The sequence below is a fragment of the Pseudomonas sp. NFX183 genome, from assembly GCF_047943075.1.
In the GTDB taxonomy this organism is placed as follows: Bacteria; Pseudomonadota; Gammaproteobacteria; order Pseudomonadales; family Pseudomonadaceae; genus Aquipseudomonas.
The window spans coordinates 5,377,744-5,395,661 of the sequence record NZ_CP181333.1 but is presented as its reverse complement, the minus strand read 5'-3'; the positions used below and the strand labels follow the sequence as shown (position 1 = coordinate 5,395,661).

The window sequence follows — 17,918 nt, the reverse complement described above, 5'->3', positions numbered from 1 at the left end:
ACTCCCACTGGTTCAGCGGACACGAAACCGGGTAAGGTGCGCGCGTTATTTATGGAGTTGTACCGCACATGACTTGCTGGGATGTCCTGGGCCTATCCCCGAATGTCGATAGCCGCACGATCAAACGCCAATACGCCACCCTGCTGAAGAAAACCCGACCGGATGATGATCCGCAAGGCTTTCAACGCCTGCGTGAAGCGTACGAACACGCGTTGAGTTGGCAACAATGGGCGCAGGAAGACGACAGCGCCGAGCTGGCAGTGGTAACCGTGCCGACGGCCTTGGCCGCTGAGACCTTGCAAGCGCACTACAGGCTGGCAAACCGCCTTCGACACCTTGCCGCTGTTGCACGCGATTGTGCTGGGCTGCCTCGTCGGAGCGCTGTTCCAGTCGCCCTGGCAAGCGGGCGCATTAGTGGACGCTGCGGGCGACGCATTGGCCTGGTCGATGGCCTACATGGCCGTTGGCGCACTGGCCTGGCAGGTGTGGCGCCCGTTGGCGCATGGGCTGCGCGTGCTGGTTGAGCCCCACCCGCCTGCCGTTATTGCCGGTGCGCGACCTGATTCCGGGTGCGGCCATGAGCATTGCCATCAGCGCTCGGTTCGGGCCCGTCGCCGGCCTGACACTGGTGGCGGTCCTGGCTGCCGTTGGCGCGTACAAGCGCCGGGCACGCATGCGTTGACCGAGACACGCGGCTGGCCTACCAGCGTCAGCTCAACAGAGCAACGGGCTGTACTGCAAGCGCGTTTGGGCAGGATTGCGCCGGGGCACCCGGCGCTGAGCGAGCCCACTCAAGCGCGATCGCGCGGGATCAGGCTCTGCAACTGCGACGCCAGGAAATTAGCGTCGAAGGCGAACGTGTCCGGGTCCTTCAGGCCGTTGGTTTTTTTCCACAGCCAGTCGTTTTTATCAGCCGGCAGCACCAGCGATACGCTGCCGTGCCGGGCGGCGGTCAAGCCCATCACCGACACGGCAATCGAGCCGCCCGCCCCCATCACGTCCGGCACGAACTCCACGGTTTTGCCGGTGATGTGCACCGTCAGTTTTCGGTTTTGAAGGTCGACGTTTCAACCGGCAGGCTCGGGCTACTGGCGACATAGGCCTCACGATGGACTTCCAGCAGGCCAGTGGTCTTGACGGGTTCCAGCCATTGCTCGATCTGCCCGAACAGCTCACCGAGCTTTTGTGCCCAGCGCGCGGACTGCAGGTCGAATTGCTGTTTTTTGTGCGCTTCGCTGTCGGCGTAATGACGAAGCATCTCGCCCAATTGCTGTACATCGTCCATTGCGGATTTCCTTGGGTGGGCCAGGTTGCGAACGGTGATCATGGCAGATGCGGCGGTTCAGCGTGCGGCTTAAAACTGCACCGGTCATTTGGCCGGCAACTGCGTATGACTAATGCGCAGCCGATGGGTAAGGTGAGTCGACATCCCCTGTCAGGAGCATCGCATGCGCACCATCGGCCTTATCGGCGGCATGAGCTGGGAGTCCAGCGCCGAGTATTACCGCATTATCAACCAGCGCGTGCGTGACCAGCTGGGCCCGCTGCGCTCGGCGCAACTGTTGATGTACAGCGTGGATTTCGGCCCGATCGAACAGGCCCAGCATGCCGGCCGTTGGGATGACGCCGCGCTGATCCTCGAGGATGCGGCGCGCCGCTTGCAGGCCGGCGGTGCGGACTGCGTGGTGCTGTGTACCAACACCATGCATCGGGTGGCGCCGCGTATCGAGGCGGCCGTGTCGATTCCGTTTCTGCATATCGCCGATGCGGCCGGTGCCGCTGCGGTAGCGGCCGGTACGCTGACGGTCGGTTTGCTGGGCACGGCATTCACCATGGAGCAGGACTTTCTCACCTCGCGCCTGACCGCCCAGGGCTTGACCGTGTTGGTGCCCGACGCAGACGAGCGCCAGGCCGTGCACCGAATCATCTATGAGGAGTTGTGTGTCGGCGTGATCAGCGCCGCCTCGCGCCAGGTCTATCAGCGGGTGATCGAGTCGCTGGCCGCACGTGGCGCCCAGGCGATCATTCTGGGCTGCACGGAAATCGGTCTGCTGATCAAACCGCAGCACAGCAACCTGCCATTGCTGGACACCACCGAGCTGCATGCGCAGGCTGCGGTGGCGTTTGCGCTGGAGGGTTAAGCCGACTGACGCAGGCGCGCCATGCTCAGGGTGTCGACGAAGACGCCGTCACGCAGGGCGTAATCGCGCATCCGGCCTTCGACCTCGAAGCCGAACTTGCGATAGAGGTTATGCGCCGCTTCGTTGTCGGCGTACACCGTCAGTTCGACGCGGCGCAAGTTCATCCAGTTGTCGGCCACGTCCAGCGCGGCCGCCAACAGCCTGGAGCCGACGCCCTTGCCTTGCCAGGCGGTGGCGACGCCCATACCGAACGAACCGACATGGCTGCGGCGCACGCGCAGGGTTTGCTCCAGGCCAAGCTGGCCGATCACTTCCCCTGCATGCATCGCCACCAGCTGCAGCCGCCGCTCGTCATCCAGCGCCAGTTTGTTACGCCAAGCCTGCACCGATTGGAAAGGCATTTGCAGCACCTGACGGCACACAGCCGGTTCGTTGTAGAGCGCAGCGACGCCTTCAAGGTGGGCCTCGGTGAAGCGCTGGATCACGATAGGGGATTCAGGTGTGTGCATTGCGTTTCTTCCTTGGAAAAACAAGTGGCCGCCCAGTGTAGAGGCCAAGCCCGCAGGCTGGCTAGGGTGCTGGCACTGTCGTCCACAGCGACGGCCAATCGCCGTAACCCACCCCATTGCAGCGCGGCATCTGATGCAACTCGCGCAGTTGGAAAGCCTTGCCGTCGAACACCCAGACACCGCCCTCCCCGCAATCACCCACGCCACGCAGTTTGTAGAAATAGCTCAGGGTGCCGGTGGTTGGGTCATAGCCGACCGACCCTTGCAGGGCAGCGCCGTCCAAGGGCAACGGTTGAATGCTCAAGGTGGTTTCGGAGTACGGCGCCTTGCGCTCGCGGCTGCTGACTTCGTACTCGCAGGTGTAGGCCGCGCAGTCATAGCGCACCACTGTCAGGGCTTGAGCCTCGCTCAGGGCGCCGACTTCGGCCTCGGGTTTCATCGCGGTGTCGGTGCTGTTGATCGCCTTCACCGCAGCGGCGGCCAGTGCGGCCTGTTCCTGGTGGTTGAGCGCTGGCGCCGACGTGAAGGGGCGCAGCACCGGTGGCGGCAAGCGTGCCGGCACTTCACTGGCCGCGCCCTTGCCAGGCCGCGCGAGCGCGGTGACGTTATCCACCCGCCCTTGCACCGCGTCCATCAATAGCAGCGAGGCACTCAGCCCGCTCAGGGACACATGCGCGGTGTCATCGCCAGGTAACTGCAAGCGCTGACCGTTGCGCAAACGCTGCAGCCAGAGCCGCGCCGGCGCGTCCTCGATCACGCCGTAAGACTGCATTTGGGGATCAACACGCTGATCGTCCAACTGCACCTCCAGGCTGCGCGTCAGTGCCTGGCCCAAGGGCTTTCCATCCAATTGCAGGGTCGAAAGGTCCAGCGCCTCACCGCGATGATCAACGCGCAAACGCAGGTAGCCTTCGGGGCCGGCTTGATGCCAGATATGCAAGGTCAGGGAACTGGCGTCTTGCTCATCAACGCCACTGGGCGCGCTGAGGGCGTGACAATTGCGCAGGTTGTCGCAGCCGATGACCCAATTCTTGATTTCCCGCAGCAGCGGGACGGTTTCATTCGCAGGTTGAGCGATGGCCGGGGCGCTGATGCCAGTCAGCAACAGGGCCAGGAATGCGGTGCGCAGCATGGGACTCTCCGTGTCGAAAAACGGCGCGGATTGTCCCACGTTCACGGCGTTGCGTCAGCGCCCGGTCGCGGTGCGCCACAGTCGCGCAATATCTGCCGCACGCTCGCGCAGCAGGCGCGGCGCATCGCTGCACGCCTGTTCGAGGCTCATCGGCCCGGACGGCAAGGCGAATGCGGCGTTCACGCCGTGGCTGTACATGTGCTCGTAGCCCTCGCCCAGGGTGCCGGCAATCACGATGACGGGCACGTTGTGCTGCTGGGCGATGCGCGCCACGCCGAAAGGGGTTTTGCCGCGCAGGGTCTGGGCGTCGAAACGGCCTTCGCCGGTGACCACCAGATCAGCCCCCTGCACCGCTGCGTCCAAACCAACCAGTTCGGCCACCACCTCTACACCCGCGCGAAATTGCGCACCAAGAAACGCTTTGGCGGCAAAACCCAAGCCACCGGCGGCGCCGCTGCCGGGTTCATCGCGCACGTCTTTGGGCAGGACCTTGGTGCAGTGATCGGCAAAGTGACCAAGGGCTGCGTCCAGTTGTTCGACCTGCTGCGCGCTGGCACCTTTTTGCGGGCCGAAAATGGCAGACGCGCCGTGCGGGCCACACAGCGGGTTGTTCACATCGGCAGCGATGTCAAAACGCACCTGAGCCAAACGTGGGTCCAGTTGCTCAAGGCTGATCCGCGCAAGCCGCGCCAGCGCCAGGCCACCCGGGGCAAGTGCCTGATCTTGCGCATCGAACAGTTGCACACCCAGCGCCTGCATCGCCCCGGCACCGGCATCGTTGGTCGCACTGCCGCCAATCGCCAGAATGATGCGCCGGGCACCGGCGTCCAGGGCTGCACGGATCAGTTCGCCCGTGCCGTAAGTGCTGCTCGAACAGGCATCGCGCTTGCCCGGCGCCAGCAGTTGCAAACCACTGGCTTCGGCCATTTCGATAATCGCGGTATGGCTGTCGGCCAACCAGCCCCAGCGAGCTTCAACCGACGCGCCCAAGGGGCCTCGAACCGTCTGGCTGCGCAACTCGCCATTGCAGGCGGCAAGCACCGAATCCACCGTGCCTTCACCACCGTCCGCCATCGGGCACTGCACCAGATGTGCCTGCGGCCAGACCTCGGCCAAGCCTTCGGCGATGGCCTGGGCGACGCCTTCGGCGCTCAGGCTGTCCTTGAACGAGTCGGGGGCGATGATGATTTTCATGGGCGTTCTCCGGTTTTTATGACGCCCATGCTGCCAGTTGGCTGCGGCAATGACGCCGGTCCGATGCACAAGTGTGGCGCAGGTTTGTTGTTCATTCCGACAAAGCCTGGGGCAAAAGCTGTACGCCAAGGTACAGGGCCAGCATGCCGTCGAGGGTCAACGGGTCGACGCCGCTGAGCTCGGCAATGCGTTCCATGCGGTAGCGCAAGCTGTTGCGGTGGATGCCCAGCGCGTCGGCGCAGGCCTGGCTCTGGCCGTCGTGGTCGCACCAACTGCGCAGCGTGGCAAGCAGTTGGCCGTTGGTGTCCTTGGCCAGGACTTTGCGCAACGGGTTCAGCAGTTCATCCAGCGCATCGTCGTTGCGGTGGCGCCAGAGCATCACCGGCAGGCGATAGCGGTTGAGCGTCAACAAGCGTGAGTGAGGCAAGATGTCACGACCGTAGGCCAGCAGATCGCCGACCCGGCGATAACACCGGCGCAAGCCCGCCAGGCCATCGGCTTGCCCACCGACGGCAACCCGCAGGATGTTCCAGCCCAGGCCCTGAAGTTTTTCCAGCAACCGTGGGTTGTCCACCTGCACGGCCGCCGGCCGGCACCACAACAGAGAGAATTGCGCGGAGCTGACACACCAACTGTCCGGATAACGGCTGGTCAGCCAGGCGCTCAGCGCTTCGGCCGACTGACCCACGCCCAGTTCAAACAGGTACGGCGTGCGCGGCATGTGCGGCTTGAGCCCCAGTTGCTGGGCCTCGTCCACCAGGCGCGGCGAGTCCCCGCGTTCGGCCAGCAATAACGCGAGCAGGTCGTCGCACCGCTGGCGTCGCCATTGCTGCTCGGCCTGCTGATGACGGTGGCTGACCAACATCTCGGCGGTCATGCGCACCAGTTCGGCGTAGGTGCGCAACAGCTCGGGTTCACCGGTAATGCCCAGCACGCCGATCAGGCGTTGGTCGTGCATCAAGGGCAGGTTGATGCCCGGCTGCACGCCCTTGAGGTGCTTGGCAGTCTGGCCGTCGATCTCGACTACCCGGCCGTTGGCCAGCACCAGCTGCGCGCCCTCATGGCGGGTATTGATGCGCTCGGGCTCGCCGCTGCCCAGAATCAGGCCCTGGCTGTCCATGACGTTGACGTTGTAGGGCAGGATCGCCATGGTGCGATTGACGATATCCTGCGCCAAGTCATGATCCAGCTCGAACATGGGGCTAAATTCCTGAAAAAAGCGAGTTGGTCATAGGCACAGCGCAAAGCGTGCTTGACTGTGCGCAAGCACAAAGACAGCACCCCGCAAGGTGGCCGAGACTCATTGGGCGATCAACGTTACCTTCGCATCGCGAAAAATCATAATAAAGAGAGACTGACATGTCACAGAGCGCCGCTGCCACACTGGCCACCGATGACGATAAAAACGCCATCTACAAGCGCATTACCCTGCGCCTGATCCCCTTCATTTTCATCTGCTACCTGTTTAATTACCTTGACCGGGTAAACGTTGGTTTTGCCAAGTTGCAGATGCTCGATGCGTTGAAATTCAGTGAAACGGTGTACGGCCTGGGGGCCGGGATTTTCTTTATCGGTTACGTACTGTGCGGCGTGCCGAGCAACCTGGCGCTGACCAAGTTCGGCCCGCGGCGCTGGATTGCGCTGATGATGATCGTGTGGGGCACGCTCTCCACGTGCTTGCTGTTCGTGACCACGCCAACACACTTCTATGGCCTGCGCCTGTTGACCGGTGCCGCTGAAGCCGGGTTCTTCCCAGGCGTGGTGCTGTACCTCTCACAGTGGTTCCCGACCTTCCGCCGTGGGCGGATCATGGCGTTGTTCATGTCGGCAATCCCGGTGTCCGGCCTGCTCGGCAGCCCGTTTTCCGGCTGGATCCTCAACCACTTTGCCGCCGGCCAGGGTGGCCTGGCCGGCTGGCAGTGGATGTTTGTGTTGCAAGGCATCCCGACGGTGATTCTGGGCGCGCTCGCCTATTTCCTGCTCAGCGACAGCTTTGCCAATGCCAAGTGGCTTACGCCGCATGAGCGTGCAGTGCTGGAGGCCGACCAGGCGACGGATCTGGCGAACAAACCGAAAACCACCACAGATTCGCTCGGCGAGGTGTTCAAGAACCCGGCCATCTGGGCGTTCGGCCTGATCTACTTCTGCATCCAGAGCGGCGTGTACGCGATCAACTTCTGGCTGCCGTCGATCATCAAGAGCCTGGGCTTCAGCGATAACCTGGTGATTGGCTGGCTCAGCGCGATTCCGTACCTGCTGGCCGCGGTGTTCATGTTGCTGGTGGGCCGCTCCGCCGACTTGCGCAAGGAGCGTCGCTGGCACTTGGTGGTGCCGATGTTAATGGGGGCTATCGGTTTGGTGATCGCCGTGAATTTCGCCACCACCCCGGCGATTGCGATTCTTGGCCTGACCATTGCCACCATGGGCGCCCTCACCGGCCTGCCGATGTTCTGGCCGGTACCGACCGCCATGCTCAGTGCCGGCGCAGCAGCCGGTGGTTTGGCGCTGATCAACTCCATGGGCCAGATGGCCGGCTTCCTCAGCCCGTATATCGTAGGGTTTGTGAAGGATGCCACCGGGTCCACGGATGTGGCGTTGTACTTGCTGGCGGCGGTGATCGTTGCCGGCAGTGTGCTGGCGCTGCGCATGACGCGCACATTGAAGGTATAACGCACGCCCAGCAGCAATCAGTTCAATGTGGGAGCGGGCTTGCTCGCGAATGCGGTGGTTCAGTCGATACATTCGGTGACTGACGCACTGCTTTCGCGAGCAAGCCCACTCCCACTTTTGTTTGCCGGGTTTACAACAGGCCACCGCCGTCGATGTCGATCACGGTGCCAGTGACAAAGCCATTCTCCATGGCCAGCACGTACCCCGCCGCCACTTCGTCAGCCTGCCCCACGCGCCCAACCGGCAACGCTCCACCGGTCTTGGCAAACATCGCCTGGCGCTGTTCTTCTGCCAAGCCTGCATAAGCAGGCGTGTCGATCACGCCCGGGCTGATCACATTGACCCGCCGTGGCGCCAGTTCCTTCGCCAGTTGTTTACCCAGCGCCTCGGTCGCGGCATTGATGCCAGTCTTGATGAACTGACCGGGCGCCAATTTACGGCCCAGTTGGCCAGAGGTCAGCGTGATGCTGCCGTGCTCGTCGAGAAATGGCAGCGCCTGTTGAATCGCGCGCAGCGAGCCCCAGAGCTTCACGTCGAAATTGTCCTGGGCTTCATCCAGGTCAGTGTCGAGCAAGGGTTTGGCGCGCACCGACGGCCCAGAGGTGTAGACCAGATGGTCAAAGCGCCCCACCGCCTCGAACAAGCGTTGCAAGGACGCAGTGTCGGTCACATCCACCGGCTCGCTGCGTACGCCGTTGTCGACACCGGACGTCAACCGGCGCCCGGCCAGCACCACCTGTGCGCCTCGCGCCGTGGCCGCTTTGGCCACGGCGGCGCCGATACCGCTGCTGCCGCCGATGACGATGACGGTTTTACCGCTGAGGGAAGATGCCATGGGTTAACTACCTGACTAAGAAAGTGAGCGTTGATCTTCTCAGCTTGGCAATCAGCGAAAAATCCCGGTAAAACGACAAGATCTTTAAAGGATTTTTACAAATGAGCTCAACCCTCGACCTTGAAGTGTTTGTGCGCACCGCCGACACCGGCAGCCTGTCAGCGGCTGCGCGCAGCCTCAACCTCACACCGGCTGCGGCGAGCATTGCGCTCAAGCGCCTGGAAACCCGGCTGGGCATCCGCCTGCTGGCCCGTTCCACGCGCAGCATGCGCCTGACCGAAGAAGGTCGGCGCTACCTGGACAGCGTTCGGGTCGCCCTGGAAGCCTTGTCGGAAGGTGAGCAGGCGATCAAGCAACAAGGCCAGAGCCTCAGCGGCTTATTGCAATTGGCGGCGCCCTCGGATTTTGGCCGCAATGTGCTGCTGGGCTGGCTGGACGAATTCAAGCTCGAACACCCGAACATCCGCTTGCAGTTGTTGCTCAACGACAGCAACGCCGACTTATTCCGCGACACCGTCGACATTGCCCTGCGCTTTGGCGTGCCACGCGACTCCAGCCTGGTCGCGCTGCCGGTGGTGCCGGGCCACCACCGCATTCCCTGCGCCAGCCCCGACTACCTGGCGCGCCATGGCACACCGCGCACGCCGGCAGACCTGGCGCAGCACAGCACGCTGCGCTACATGCGCCGCGGGCAGGCCAACAACACCTGGTACTTTCGCCAGGGCGCACTGCTGCAGGAAGTCGAGGTGACGGGCGATTACCTCAGCGACGACGGCGAAATTGTGCGGCGCTGGGCGCTGGCCGGCCATGGCATTGCCTACAAGGCCAACCTGGACATCGCCAGTGATATCAAGGCCGGGCGCCTGGTGCCGCTGTTGCCCGACTGGCAAGGCGAACCCACGCCGTTCAACCTGATGTGCCCGCACCGCCTGCAAGTGTCGGAACGGGTGAAAGTGCTGCACCGATTTCTGCAGACACGCTGTCAGGCCTTGCTCAGTGCATGAAGAAACACGCGCCGGGCTTGTTCCAGAGCCCTTGAGTCTGGTATTGCAGGGTTCACGTTTCCCTGCCATGAGGAGCTTTGCATGATTTACCGCACATTGGGCCAGTCCGGGTTGAAGGTCAGCGCACTGACACTGGGCACCATGATGTTTGGCGAACAGACCAACACCGAAGACTCGCTGCGCATCATCGACAAGGCCTGGGACCAGGGCATCAATTTTATCGACACCGCCGACGTCTACACCGGCGGGCGTTCCGAAGAAATCGTCGGCGAGGCCATCGTTCGTCATCGCCAGGACTGGGTGGTGGCGTCCAAGGTCGGCATCGGCCCGGCCGACGGCGTGCCGAATCGCAGAGGGTTGAGCCGCAAGCGCATTTTCAACGCGCTGGAAGCCAGCTTGACGCGCCTGGACACCGACTACCTGGACATCTATTACCTGCACCGCGAAGACCATGACACGCCGCTGGAAGTCACGGTGTCGGCGATTGGCGATCTGATCCGCCAGGGCAAGATCCGCTATTGGGGCCTGTCCAACTACCGGGGCTGGCGCATCGCCGAAGTGATGCGCGTGGCCGAGCGTTTGGGCGTGGACCAGCCGATCATCAGCCAACCGCTGTACAACATCGTCAATCGCCAGGCCGAGGTCGAGCAGCTCACCGCCGCTGCCGCCTACGGCCTGGGCGTGGTGCCTTACAGCCCGCTGGCGCGCGGCGTGCTCAGCGGCAAGTACGCACCCGACGTCGCTCCTCAAGCGGGCAGCCGTGCAGCGCGTCAGGACAAACGCATTCTGGAAACCGAATGGCGCGTGGAGTCACTGCGCATCGCCCAACAGATTCAGCAGTACACCCAAGGGCGCGGCGTCGGCATGGTCGAGTTTGCGATTGCCTGGGTGCTGAACAACGCGGCCGTGAGTTCGGCAATTGTCGGGCCGCGCACCGAAGCGCAGTGGGACGCGTACACCGGCGCGCTGGAAGTGAAGATCAGCGCTGAAGATGAGGCCTTTATTGATTCGCTGGTGACACCGGGGCATTCGTCCACACCGGGGTTTAATGATGTGGGCCATTTTGTCTCGGGCCGCGTGGCGCGCGCCTAGCGCCTGCAACGTGTAGGAGTGTGGCGAGGGGGCTTGCCCCGCGTTGGGCTGCGAAGCGGCCCCATCCGGGTCACCGTGTTGTGTCTGACACAATGCGGTGTCTGGTTTTGGGTCTGCTTCGCAGCCCAACGCGGGGCAAGCCCGCTCGCCACACTATGCCCGCTTGCCTTACGCGATTTGGCTAAACATGGTGTGGCGAGAAAATTTCCTGCAAAACGCCCCAAAACAGCGCAACCGTCTGCCGCCAAAAGCACCATAATCCCCTCCTGAAATATCCCCCCTCTTTTGTAGCTATTCGTTTTCGCGAGGACAGTGTGTCTAAAGGTGTTGTGTTGTCGGTATTGGCCTCGGTGTTGTTTGCCGTGATGTATTACTTCACCTCGCTGCTCACGCCATTGAGCGGCCTGGAAATTTTCGGCTGGCGCATGCTGCTGACCGTGCCGTGCATGACCGTGTTCATGATCGTCAGCGGCGAATGGCGGCGGGTATGGGAGCTGGTGCGGATGCTGGCGGCCAAGCCGCGGCTGATCGGCGGTGTGCTGCTGTCGTCGGCGTTGCTCGGCGTGCAACTGTGGCTATTTATGTGGGCACCGCTCAATGGGCGCAGCCTGGATGTGTCGGTTGGCTACTTTCTGCTGCCGCTGACCATGGTGTTGACCGGGCGCCTGGTGTACGGCGAACGCTTGTCGCGCCTGCAGCAGATCGCGGTATTTTTTGCCGCGCTCGGCGTGCTCAACGAGCTGTATCAGGCCGGTGGTTTTTCCTGGGCAACCCTGGTGGTGATCATTGGTTACCCGATCTATTTTGTGGTGCGCAAATACCTGACCACTGATCACCTGGGCGGCTTGTGGCTGGACATGGCACTGATGCTGCCCGTGGCCTGGTGGTTTGTGCAGCACGGCGAACAAGGCTTTGCCGTGATGGACAGTCATCCGAAGCTGTATGCATTGATTCCGATGCTGGGTGTGATCAGTGCCTCGGCGCTGGTCAGCTATATCGTGGCCAGCCGACAGCTGCCTTTCAGCCTGTTCGGGCTGCTCAGCTATGTAGAACCGGTGTTGCTGCTGGCGGTGGCGCTGATATTGGGCGAAGGCATCAAGGGCGGCCAGTGGCTGACCTATATCCCGATCTGGCTGGCGGTGATGGTGCTGGTGTACGAAGGCTTCAAGCACTTGGTGCATCAGCGCAAAGCGTGATGCGCAGGCCCTAAAAAGCCCGGCCGAGGGTTACCTCGGCCGGGCTTTTTTACGCTTAGTCGGCGGTCAGTACACCACGACGCACCTGGTCACGCTCGATCGACTCGAACAGTGCCTTGAAGTTGCCCTCGCCAAACCCATCATCGCCCTTGCGCTGGATGAATTCGAAGAACACCGGGCCCATCAGGGTTTCCGAGAAGATTTGCAGCAGCAGGCGCTTGTCGCCGGCAATCGACGAACCGTCGAGCAGAATGCCGCGCGCTTGCAGTTGGTCCACCGGCTCGCCGTGGTTAGGCAGGCGGCCTTCGAGCATTTCGTAGTAGGTGTCTGGCGGCGCGGTCATGAAGCGCATGCCGATGTTCTTCAGCGCGTCCCAGGTCTTGACCAGGTCGTCGGTGAGGAACGCCACGTGCTGGATGCCTTCGCCGTTGAACTGCATCAGGAACTCTTCGATCTGGCCCGCGCCCTTGGACGATTCTTCGTTCAGCGGGATGCGGATCATGCCGTCCGGAGCGCTCATGGCCTTGGACGTCAGGCCGGTGTATTCGCCCTTGATATCGAAGTAGCGCGCTTCACGGAAGTTGAACAGCTTCTCGTAGAAGTTGGCCCAATAGACCATGCGCCCGCGATACACGTTGTGGGTCAGGTGGTCGATGACCTTGAGGCCGGCGCCCACCGGGTTGCGGTCCACACCGTCTAGGTACACGAAGTCGATGTCATAGATCGAGTTGCCTTCGCCGAAACGGTCGATCAGGTACAGCGGCGCGCCGCCGATGCCCTTGATGGCTGGCAGGTTCAGCTCCATCGGGCCGGTTTCGATATGAATCGGTTGGGCGCCGAGTTCGAGTGCGCGGTTGTAGGCCTGCTGCGAATCCTTGACGCGGAACGCCATGCCGCACACCGACGGGCCGTGTTCGGCCGCAAAGTAGGAGGCCAGGCTGTCGGGCTGGTTGTTGAGGATCAGGTTGATTTCGCCCTGGCGATACAGGTGCACGTTCTTGGAGCGGTGGGAGGCGACTTTGGTGAAGCCCATGATCTCGAAGATCGGCTCCAGGGTGCCCGGCGTTGGCGATGCGAATTCGATAAATTCAAAGCCCATCAGGCCCATTGGGTTTTCGTATTGGTCTGCCATGGTGGCACCTCATCATTCTTGTAATTAACACAGGGTTATTTGCGAGCAAGGATGAGGTTGCAGGGTGGCGCGCAGGACAGGCCTCGCACGCTGCGCGCGAGGAAATCACCAAAGATGAGGGGGGAGCCGAGTAGCTTCATGATTACATCAGTCTCTGACGGCCGAGGCTTGCGTGAGCGCAAGTCCATATTCTTGTATGCGTAAATCGATTCTACACAGCGTAACAGGGTTTGTCCGCACTCTTATCAAATCCCCAATGGCTTGGGCTGCGCAAGGGGTTTGTTGCACAGATGGATGCCCAGCAGGATCACCGCCCCGCCCACCAGCATCGGCGCGCTCAGGTGCTCATCCAGCAGCACGGCGCCGCAGATCACCGCCGTCAGCGGGTTGAGTGCGATGAACACGCCGGCGCGGGTCGCGCCGATGCGGCGAATGCCGTCATACCAGGCGATGTAGGCCAGCGCCGAGCCGAACACGCCCAGGTACAGCAGGCTGAGCAGTTGCGGCAAGTGGATCGCGCTCAGCGCATTTACGGTGAGCTTGCCACCGATCAGCGTGGTGAGCGTCAACATCGCCGTGCCCAGCAAGATCGACCAGGTCACCGTCTGCAATGGCCCAAGGCTCTGGTTGAGGCTGCGGGAAAACAGCGAGTAGGCGCCCCACCCCAACACGCAGCCAAAAATCAGCAGATCCCCCACCCAGGTGTTGGCCGCACCCTGCAGCGCATGGGGATTGCGGCTCAGGATGACCGCACCCGCGCCGCCCAGGCACAAGGCAATGCCCAGGCATTTGGCCGTGCCTAGCCGCTCCTTGAACAGCCACCACGAACCCAGGCCGATCACGGCCGGGTTCAAGGCCACGATCAGCGACGCTCGCGACGCATTGATGTAATGCAGGCCGTAGAAGAAACACAGGTTGTAGAAAAAGATCCCGCAGAACCCCAGCATTGCCAGCTGCGCAAGTTGCGTGACGCTGGGCCGAGCCAGGCGCACGCGTGCCAGGGCCATGAAGCCCAGCAGCGCCGCGCTGGCAAACACAAAACGCAGCGTGGCAGCCAGCAGCGGCTCTACGTCGGCAGCCAGGTAGCGGCCGGCCACAAAGGTCGCGCCCCAGATCATGGTGACAGCGGCAAGTTTGAGGTAAGTCAGGCGATCGGGAGAGGACGTCATTGGTGAGGCTCTGTGAATGTCAGGATTGAGATATCCTGTGGCTAATGACTGATCATCGTAAAATGAGTAATTGCTCATGACCCTTACGCAACTGCAAATCTTCTCGCGGGTGGCCGAGCTGCAAAGCTTCACCCACACCGCCCACCGCCTGGGCATCAGCCAGTCAGCCGTGTCGCATGCCATCAAGGCCTTGGAGCAGGAATTGGGCGTCGAGCTGTTTCGGCGCCATCAGTCCCAGGTCGAACTCAGTGATATCGGCCAGCAATTGCTGATGCGTGCGCGCACCCTGCTGGGCGTGGCCGACACCCTGCAACAGGAAGCCTCGGATGCGCGAGGCATGAAGCGCGGCACGTTGCGTATCGGCTCTTTTGGCCCGACGTCATCTAACCGCCTGCTGCCGCGCATTCTCGAGCCATTCAGGCGTCAGCACCCGGGCATTGAGGTGCACGTGGACGAAGGCCCGGACCGCCAAGTGATCCAGTGGCTGGACGAGCGGCGCATCGACGTGGGGTTTGTGGTGCTCGAACAGGAACGCTTCGATACGTTTGCGCTGTTCAACGACCAGATGGTCGCCCTGCTGCCCGCTGCGCACCCGCTGGCTGCGCAACCTTGCGTGACCTTGAAGGCGCTGTGTGACGACCCGTTCATTCTCACCGACGCCGGCTCGCAGGAGCTGGTCTCGCGGTTGTTCAGCAGCGCGCGTCTGACCCCAAATGTGCGTTACCGCTGCTCGCAATTGCTCAGTACGCTTGAGGCAGTGAGCCGCGGCGACGGCGTGAGTGTAGTGGCGCAGGCGTCCTTGCCGCAGACGCCGGACGCACGTTACCAGGTGCGCCCGCTTTCGCCACTGGTGGGCCGTGATATTGGCCTGGCGGTGCTGGACCAACGTCAGTCGACACCTGCGACCCTTGCGTTCATCCAACTGGCGCAGACGCTGAATTTCCAGCGGTCCGGACTCATCTGACCGCGAGGTACAGCGAGCTTATTTCGCACGCGCCATCTATCATTTGATCTATCTGATCAGCCCTTCGGGGCTTTTCCCATCCTGCGACAGGCCGTCTCTCCATGCCCCTGACCGTAAACGGCCCGCGAAAACGCGCCACCCGCTATTTGATTACCACCCTCAGTGGCCTGCTGCCCATCGCATTGGGCATGGTCATTCTGCACTGGCAAGCCGAACGCACCCTGCAACAAAGCACTGCGCAAACCGCCCGTGAAGCCGTGCGCCAGTTTGACCTGATGCTCGATAACACCACCCTCGCCGCCCAGGCCTTGCTGCCACTGGCCGGTCAGCCGTGCGACAACGGCGCGCAGCTGGCGCTGCGTGAACAGGTCACGCGCCGGCCCTTTGTGCGCGCGACAACGTTGTCCTGGCAGAAAAACATCTATTGCAGCTCGCTGTTTGGCGATCACTACCAGTCGGCAGTCAACCCGGATGACTACGTGGACGGGAATCTGTGGTTGATGAATGGCAACCCGGTCACACCGGATACCGCGCTGCTGGTTAACCGGTTGGTCGAAGGCGACAAGGCCGCGTTCGCCTCGATTGATGGCTTTCACCTGGCCAACGTCTTGCGCCTGATCAGCCGTTACGCACACTTGGTGCTGCAAGTGGGCCCCAACTGGCTGGATGCCGACGGCAAGGTGCACAACACGCCCGTGCCGGTGTTCGAGGTGGCCCATCACCACCTGGCCTCAGAGCGCTATCACTACAGTGTCGACGCCGGCATGCCGGCCGGTGAAGTGTGGCGGTACATGGAAGCGCGCTATCCGGCACTGTTCAGCCTGCTGGTGTTTTTTGGCGTGCTGTCGGGCGTGCTTGCGCACTGGCTGCAAAAGCGCTCGTCTGCGCCCACCCATGAACTGCAACGCGCCTTGGGTGCCAACGAGTTCATTCCGTACTTTCAACCAGTGGTGCGCGGCGACACGCGTGAATGGGCCGGCTGTGAAGTGCTGATGCGTTGGCAGCACCCAAAAGAAGGCCTGGTGCGTCCCGACCTGTTTATCCCGTTGGCGGAACATTCCGGCCTGATCGTGCCGATGACCCGCGCCTTGCTGCGCCAGACCGCCGCGCAGTTGGCCCCGCATGCCGCGCGTTTCAGTCCGGGCTTTCATGTTGGCGTGAATATCACGGCACGCCACTGTGAGGATCTGGACCTGGTGGAAGATTGTCGAACGTTTCTCGCCGCGTTCGCCCCAGGCCAAGTGACGCTGGTGCTGGAGTTGACCGAACGTGAACTGATCAAGCCCACGGATATCACGCGTCAGCTGTTCGACGCCCTGCATCAACTGGGGGTGATGATTGCCATCGATGACTTTGGTACCGGGCACTCCAGCCTCGGTTACTTGCGCAACTTCAATGTCGATTACTTGAAAATCGATCAAAGCTTTGTGGCCATGATTGGCGCTGATGCACTTTCACGGCATATCCTCGACAGCATCATCGAACTCTCCGGCAAGCTGGACCTGGGCATCGTGGCCGAGGGCGTGGAAACAGCAGAGCAATGTGAATATCTGGCGGCGCACGGTGTGGTTTTTCTGCAGGGTTACCTGTTTGGCCGACCACTCCCCGGTGAAGAGTTCATTAAGTCGCTGGCCAGCCGTTGAATAGCCACTCATTACCTTTGATGAAATAATTTTATTTAGGTAAACGACGTGATTTACTCGTGGGGCATTAACTACTACAATTTTTCCTGCCTGTGCTGAACTCGCAGAAAGGCCTCTTTCTTTGAGTCACTTTATAAGCGCTTGGCTTATAGCTTTGTCTGCAGTTGATATCAGCAAACTACATTATTGGAGTACAGATTTTGTCCAGACTCGCCGAATTTCGCGCAGCAGAAAAAGCCCTTCAAGAGCAGCTTGCACAGCTGGAATCCCTGAAGAACGATGCCGGCCTGAAGAAAGAAATCGAATTCGAAGAAAAGCTGCAAGGCTTGATGAAACACTACGGCAAAGGCCTGCGCGACATCATCGCGATCCTTGACCCACACCCAGCCAAGGCCGGTGCTGCAACGTCCGCCGCCCCCAAACAGCGCCGCGCACGTGTGGTCAAGGTCTACCACAACCCGCACACCGGCGAGCTGATCGAGACCAAAGGCGGCAACCACCGCGGCCTCAAAGCCTGGAAAGAACAGTACGGAGCCGCCACTGTAGATTCCTGGCTTCGCGGCTGATCGCATTGCACTAACAAAAAGCCCCGCTGATGCGGGGCTTTTTTTGTTTAAGGATTCGAAAACGAACTTAACTAACATTTCATTTTGTTCAAATCCGATCAATCTGACACCTTCAAAGTTTCAGGCTGTCGCGTACCGATCCGACTTCGTTCTGGCTGGCCTCATAGGCTTGGGCTTGGCCTGCGTATGAAAAAACATAGGCTGTGTCGGTATCTACCGCACCGACTAATGTTTGCGACAACACGTGTCGGCCATTCTCGGTAATCACGCAAGTTGTTTCCAACGCATCAAGACGGCTCAATGTGGTTGGGTGCATCTTGGTGCACACGCTTTGATAACCGCTGCCGGCAAAATCTTTCTGGATGGATTTACGCATTTCCAGCAACACGCCCTGAAGATTAACTTTATGACCCGCCTCGATCGGTGTGCCGGTCAACTCCATGACCATCAAGGTATTGCCATTTTCGTCGTTCTTGATCGCGCGCTGGCGAGACACGGCCTGGGGTTTTACCGGTGCTTCGCCGTCCGGCTCCACTTCCTCGACTTGCCAGCCACTGGGCCAGTGAATTTCCGGGTCCGCCGCCAGTACGAACGGGCTAACCAGCAGTAAACACAACGAGCTCAACAGCGATTTACGAAATTCGATCATTGCAAAAAACGCCCAAGGTTCA

At 61.4% G+C, this 17,918-nt stretch carries 18 protein-coding genes and 1 pseudogene; 10 read left to right on the top strand and 9 right to left on the bottom strand.

The features are described from left to right. Window positions 1-68 precede the first annotated feature (68 nt). Both ACM530_RS25375 and ACM530_RS25370 read left to right on the top strand, forming a co-directional pair. Window positions 69-524, top strand: coding sequence for a J domain-containing protein (locus tag ACM530_RS25375; RefSeq protein WP_416363451.1), 456 nt, complete (start codon window positions 69-71; stop codon window positions 522-524). Then, on the top strand, window positions 521-682 hold the full coding sequence (locus tag ACM530_RS25370) for a hypothetical protein (RefSeq protein WP_416363450.1): 162 nt from the start codon (window positions 521-523) through the stop codon (window positions 680-682). The genes ACM530_RS25375 and ACM530_RS25370 overlap by 4 nt, the downstream gene beginning before the upstream one ends. 109 nt (window positions 683-791) lie before the next feature. On the opposite strand, the pseudogene ACM530_RS25365 reads toward ACM530_RS25370, so the two are convergent. Next, window positions 792-1,285: pseudogene (locus tag ACM530_RS25365) on the bottom strand (hypothetical protein). A gap of 163 nt (window positions 1,286-1,448) precedes the next feature. Between ACM530_RS25365 and ACM530_RS25360 the strand changes: the two are divergent. Beyond that, the gene (locus ACM530_RS25360; protein WP_416363449.1) at window positions 1,449-2,141 is read left to right on the top strand and encodes an aspartate/glutamate racemase family protein; all 693 of its coding nucleotides are present in this window, start codon (window positions 1,449-1,451) and stop codon (window positions 2,139-2,141) included. Here the strand turns inward: ACM530_RS25360 and ACM530_RS25355 are convergent. The 4 genes from ACM530_RS25355 to ACM530_RS25340 form a co-directional block, all read right to left on the bottom strand. Next, on the bottom strand, window positions 2,138-2,650 hold the full coding sequence (locus ACM530_RS25355) for a GNAT family N-acetyltransferase (protein ID WP_369302893.1): 513 nt from the start codon (window positions 2,648-2,650) through the stop codon (window positions 2,138-2,140). The two genes, ACM530_RS25360 and ACM530_RS25355, sit on opposite strands and share 4 nt — an antisense overlap. 61 nt (window positions 2,651-2,711) lie before the next feature. Continuing rightward, window positions 2,712-3,782 carry a DUF1176 domain-containing protein gene (locus ACM530_RS25350; RefSeq protein WP_416363448.1) on the bottom strand — a complete coding sequence of 357 codons (1,071 nt, stop codon included), beginning with the start codon at window positions 3,780-3,782 and terminating at the stop codon, window positions 2,712-2,714. A 54-nt stretch (window positions 3,783-3,836) separates the two neighbouring features. Further along, window positions 3,837-4,976 carry a glycerate kinase gene (locus ACM530_RS25345; RefSeq protein ID WP_416363447.1) on the bottom strand — a complete coding sequence of 380 codons (1,140 nt, stop codon included), beginning with the start codon at window positions 4,974-4,976 and terminating at the stop codon, window positions 3,837-3,839. A gap of 91 nt (window positions 4,977-5,067) precedes the next feature. Further along, window positions 5,068-6,174 carry a sugar diacid recognition domain-containing protein gene (locus ACM530_RS25340; protein ID WP_262209639.1) on the bottom strand — a complete coding sequence of 369 codons (1,107 nt, stop codon included), beginning with the start codon at window positions 6,172-6,174 and terminating at the stop codon, window positions 5,068-5,070. Between the two features lie 161 nt (window positions 6,175-6,335). On the opposite strand from ACM530_RS25340, the gene ACM530_RS25335 reads away from it, so the two are divergent. Further along, complete coding sequence (locus ACM530_RS25335; protein WP_242196541.1) at window positions 6,336-7,646, top strand: MFS transporter; 1,311 nt, start codon at window positions 6,336-6,338, stop codon at window positions 7,644-7,646. Window positions 7,647-7,776: 130 nt separating this feature from the next. On the opposite strand, the gene ACM530_RS25330 is transcribed toward ACM530_RS25335, so the two are convergent. Then, window positions 7,777-8,481 (bottom strand): SDR family oxidoreductase, encoded by a 705-nt coding sequence (locus ACM530_RS25330; protein ID WP_416363446.1) that lies wholly within the window; start codon window positions 8,479-8,481, stop codon window positions 7,777-7,779. Window positions 8,482-8,582: 101 nt separating this feature from the next. On the opposite strand from ACM530_RS25330, the gene ACM530_RS25325 reads away from it, so the two are divergent. The 3 genes from ACM530_RS25325 (at window position 8,583) to rarD (ending at window position 11,773) form a co-directional block, all read left to right on the top strand. Continuing rightward, on the top strand, window positions 8,583-9,485 hold the full coding sequence (locus ACM530_RS25325; protein WP_242196536.1) for a LysR family transcriptional regulator: 903 nt from the start codon (window positions 8,583-8,585) through the stop codon (window positions 9,483-9,485). Window positions 9,486-9,566: 81 nt separating this feature from the next. Next, the gene (locus ACM530_RS25320; protein WP_145160862.1) at window positions 9,567-10,577 is read left to right on the top strand and encodes an aldo/keto reductase; all 1,011 of its coding nucleotides are present in this window, start codon (window positions 9,567-9,569) and stop codon (window positions 10,575-10,577) included. A gap of 314 nt (window positions 10,578-10,891) precedes the next feature. After that, a complete protein-coding gene (gene rarD, locus ACM530_RS25315; protein ID WP_416363445.1) occupies window positions 10,892-11,773 on the top strand; it encodes an EamA family transporter RarD in 882 nt (293 codons plus the stop codon). Between the two features lie 55 nt (window positions 11,774-11,828). Here rarD and hppD read toward each other — a convergent pair whose 3' ends face one another. Together hppD and ACM530_RS25305 are read right to left on the bottom strand one after the other, a co-directional pair. Then, window positions 11,829-12,905: a 4-hydroxyphenylpyruvate dioxygenase gene (gene hppD, locus ACM530_RS25310; RefSeq protein WP_145160866.1), complete on the bottom strand. Its 1,077-nt coding sequence runs from the start codon at window positions 12,903-12,905 to the stop codon at window positions 11,829-11,831. 245 nt (window positions 12,906-13,150) lie between these two features. Then, window positions 13,151-14,074: a DMT family transporter gene (locus ACM530_RS25305; RefSeq protein WP_416363444.1), complete on the bottom strand. Its 924-nt coding sequence runs from the start codon at window positions 14,072-14,074 to the stop codon at window positions 13,151-13,153. A 76-nt stretch (window positions 14,075-14,150) separates the two neighbouring features. Between ACM530_RS25305 and ACM530_RS25300 the strand changes: the two genes are divergently transcribed. The 3 genes from ACM530_RS25300 (at window position 14,151) to ACM530_RS25290 (ending at window position 17,247) form a co-directional block, all read left to right on the top strand. Continuing rightward, window positions 14,151-15,038 carry a LysR family transcriptional regulator gene (locus tag ACM530_RS25300; RefSeq protein WP_416363443.1) on the top strand — a complete coding sequence of 296 codons (888 nt, stop codon included), beginning with the start codon at window positions 14,151-14,153 and terminating at the stop codon, window positions 15,036-15,038. 101 nt (window positions 15,039-15,139) lie between these two features. Further along, window positions 15,140-16,681, top strand: a complete 1,542-nt coding sequence (locus ACM530_RS25295) for an EAL domain-containing protein (protein WP_416363442.1) — start codon at window positions 15,140-15,142, stop codon at window positions 16,679-16,681. A gap of 200 nt (window positions 16,682-16,881) precedes the next feature. After that, window positions 16,882-17,247 carry a histone-like nucleoid-structuring protein, MvaT/MvaU family gene (locus ACM530_RS25290; RefSeq protein ID WP_145160874.1) on the top strand — a complete coding sequence of 122 codons (366 nt, stop codon included), beginning with the start codon at window positions 16,882-16,884 and terminating at the stop codon, window positions 17,245-17,247. Window positions 17,248-17,359: 112 nt separating this feature from the next. On the opposite strand, the gene ACM530_RS25285 is transcribed toward ACM530_RS25290, so the two are convergent. After that, window positions 17,360-17,896, bottom strand: a complete 537-nt coding sequence (locus ACM530_RS25285) for a DUF4946 domain-containing protein (protein WP_145161232.1) — start codon at window positions 17,894-17,896, stop codon at window positions 17,360-17,362. Between the last annotated feature and the right edge of the window lie 22 nt (window positions 17,897-17,918).

Bases quoted from the DNA above. Each gene is read 5' to 3' on its own strand.
- ACM530_RS25375 (WP_416363451.1), top strand. From the start codon at position 69: ATGACTTGCTGGGATGTCCTGGGCCTATCCCCGAATGTCGATAGCCGC.
- ACM530_RS25360 (WP_416363449.1), top strand. From the start codon at position 1,449: ATGCGCACCATCGGCCTTATCGGCGGCATGAGCTGGGAGTCCAGCGCC.
- ACM530_RS25355 (WP_369302893.1), bottom strand. From the start codon at position 2,650: ATGCACACACCTGAATCCCCTATCGTGATCCAGCGCTTCACCGAGGCC.
- ACM530_RS25350 (WP_416363448.1), bottom strand. From the start codon at position 3,782: ATGCTGCGCACCGCATTCCTGGCCCTGTTGCTGACTGGCATCAGCGCC.
- ACM530_RS25345 (WP_416363447.1), bottom strand. From the start codon at position 4,976: ATGAAAATCATCATCGCCCCCGACTCGTTCAAGGACAGCCTGAGCGCC.
- ACM530_RS25340 (WP_262209639.1), bottom strand. From the start codon at position 6,174: ATGTTCGAGCTGGATCATGACTTGGCGCAGGATATCGTCAATCGCACC.
- ACM530_RS25335 (WP_242196541.1), top strand. From the start codon at position 6,336: ATGTCACAGAGCGCCGCTGCCACACTGGCCACCGATGACGATAAAAAC.
- ACM530_RS25330 (WP_416363446.1), bottom strand. From the start codon at position 8,481: ATGGCATCTTCCCTCAGCGGTAAAACCGTCATCGTCATCGGCGGCAGC.
- ACM530_RS25325 (WP_242196536.1), top strand. From the start codon at position 8,583: ATGAGCTCAACCCTCGACCTTGAAGTGTTTGTGCGCACCGCCGACACC.
- ACM530_RS25320 (WP_145160862.1), top strand. From the start codon at position 9,567: ATGATTTACCGCACATTGGGCCAGTCCGGGTTGAAGGTCAGCGCACTG.
- hppD (WP_145160866.1), bottom strand. From the start codon at position 12,905: ATGGCAGACCAATACGAAAACCCAATGGGCCTGATGGGCTTTGAATTT.
- ACM530_RS25305 (WP_416363444.1), bottom strand. From the start codon at position 14,074: ATGACGTCCTCTCCCGATCGCCTGACTTACCTCAAACTTGCCGCTGTC.
- ACM530_RS25300 (WP_416363443.1), top strand. From the start codon at position 14,151: ATGACCCTTACGCAACTGCAAATCTTCTCGCGGGTGGCCGAGCTGCAA.
- ACM530_RS25295 (WP_416363442.1), top strand. From the start codon at position 15,140: ATGCCCCTGACCGTAAACGGCCCGCGAAAACGCGCCACCCGCTATTTG.
- ACM530_RS25285 (WP_145161232.1), bottom strand. From the start codon at position 17,896: ATGATCGAATTTCGTAAATCGCTGTTGAGCTCGTTGTGTTTACTGCTG.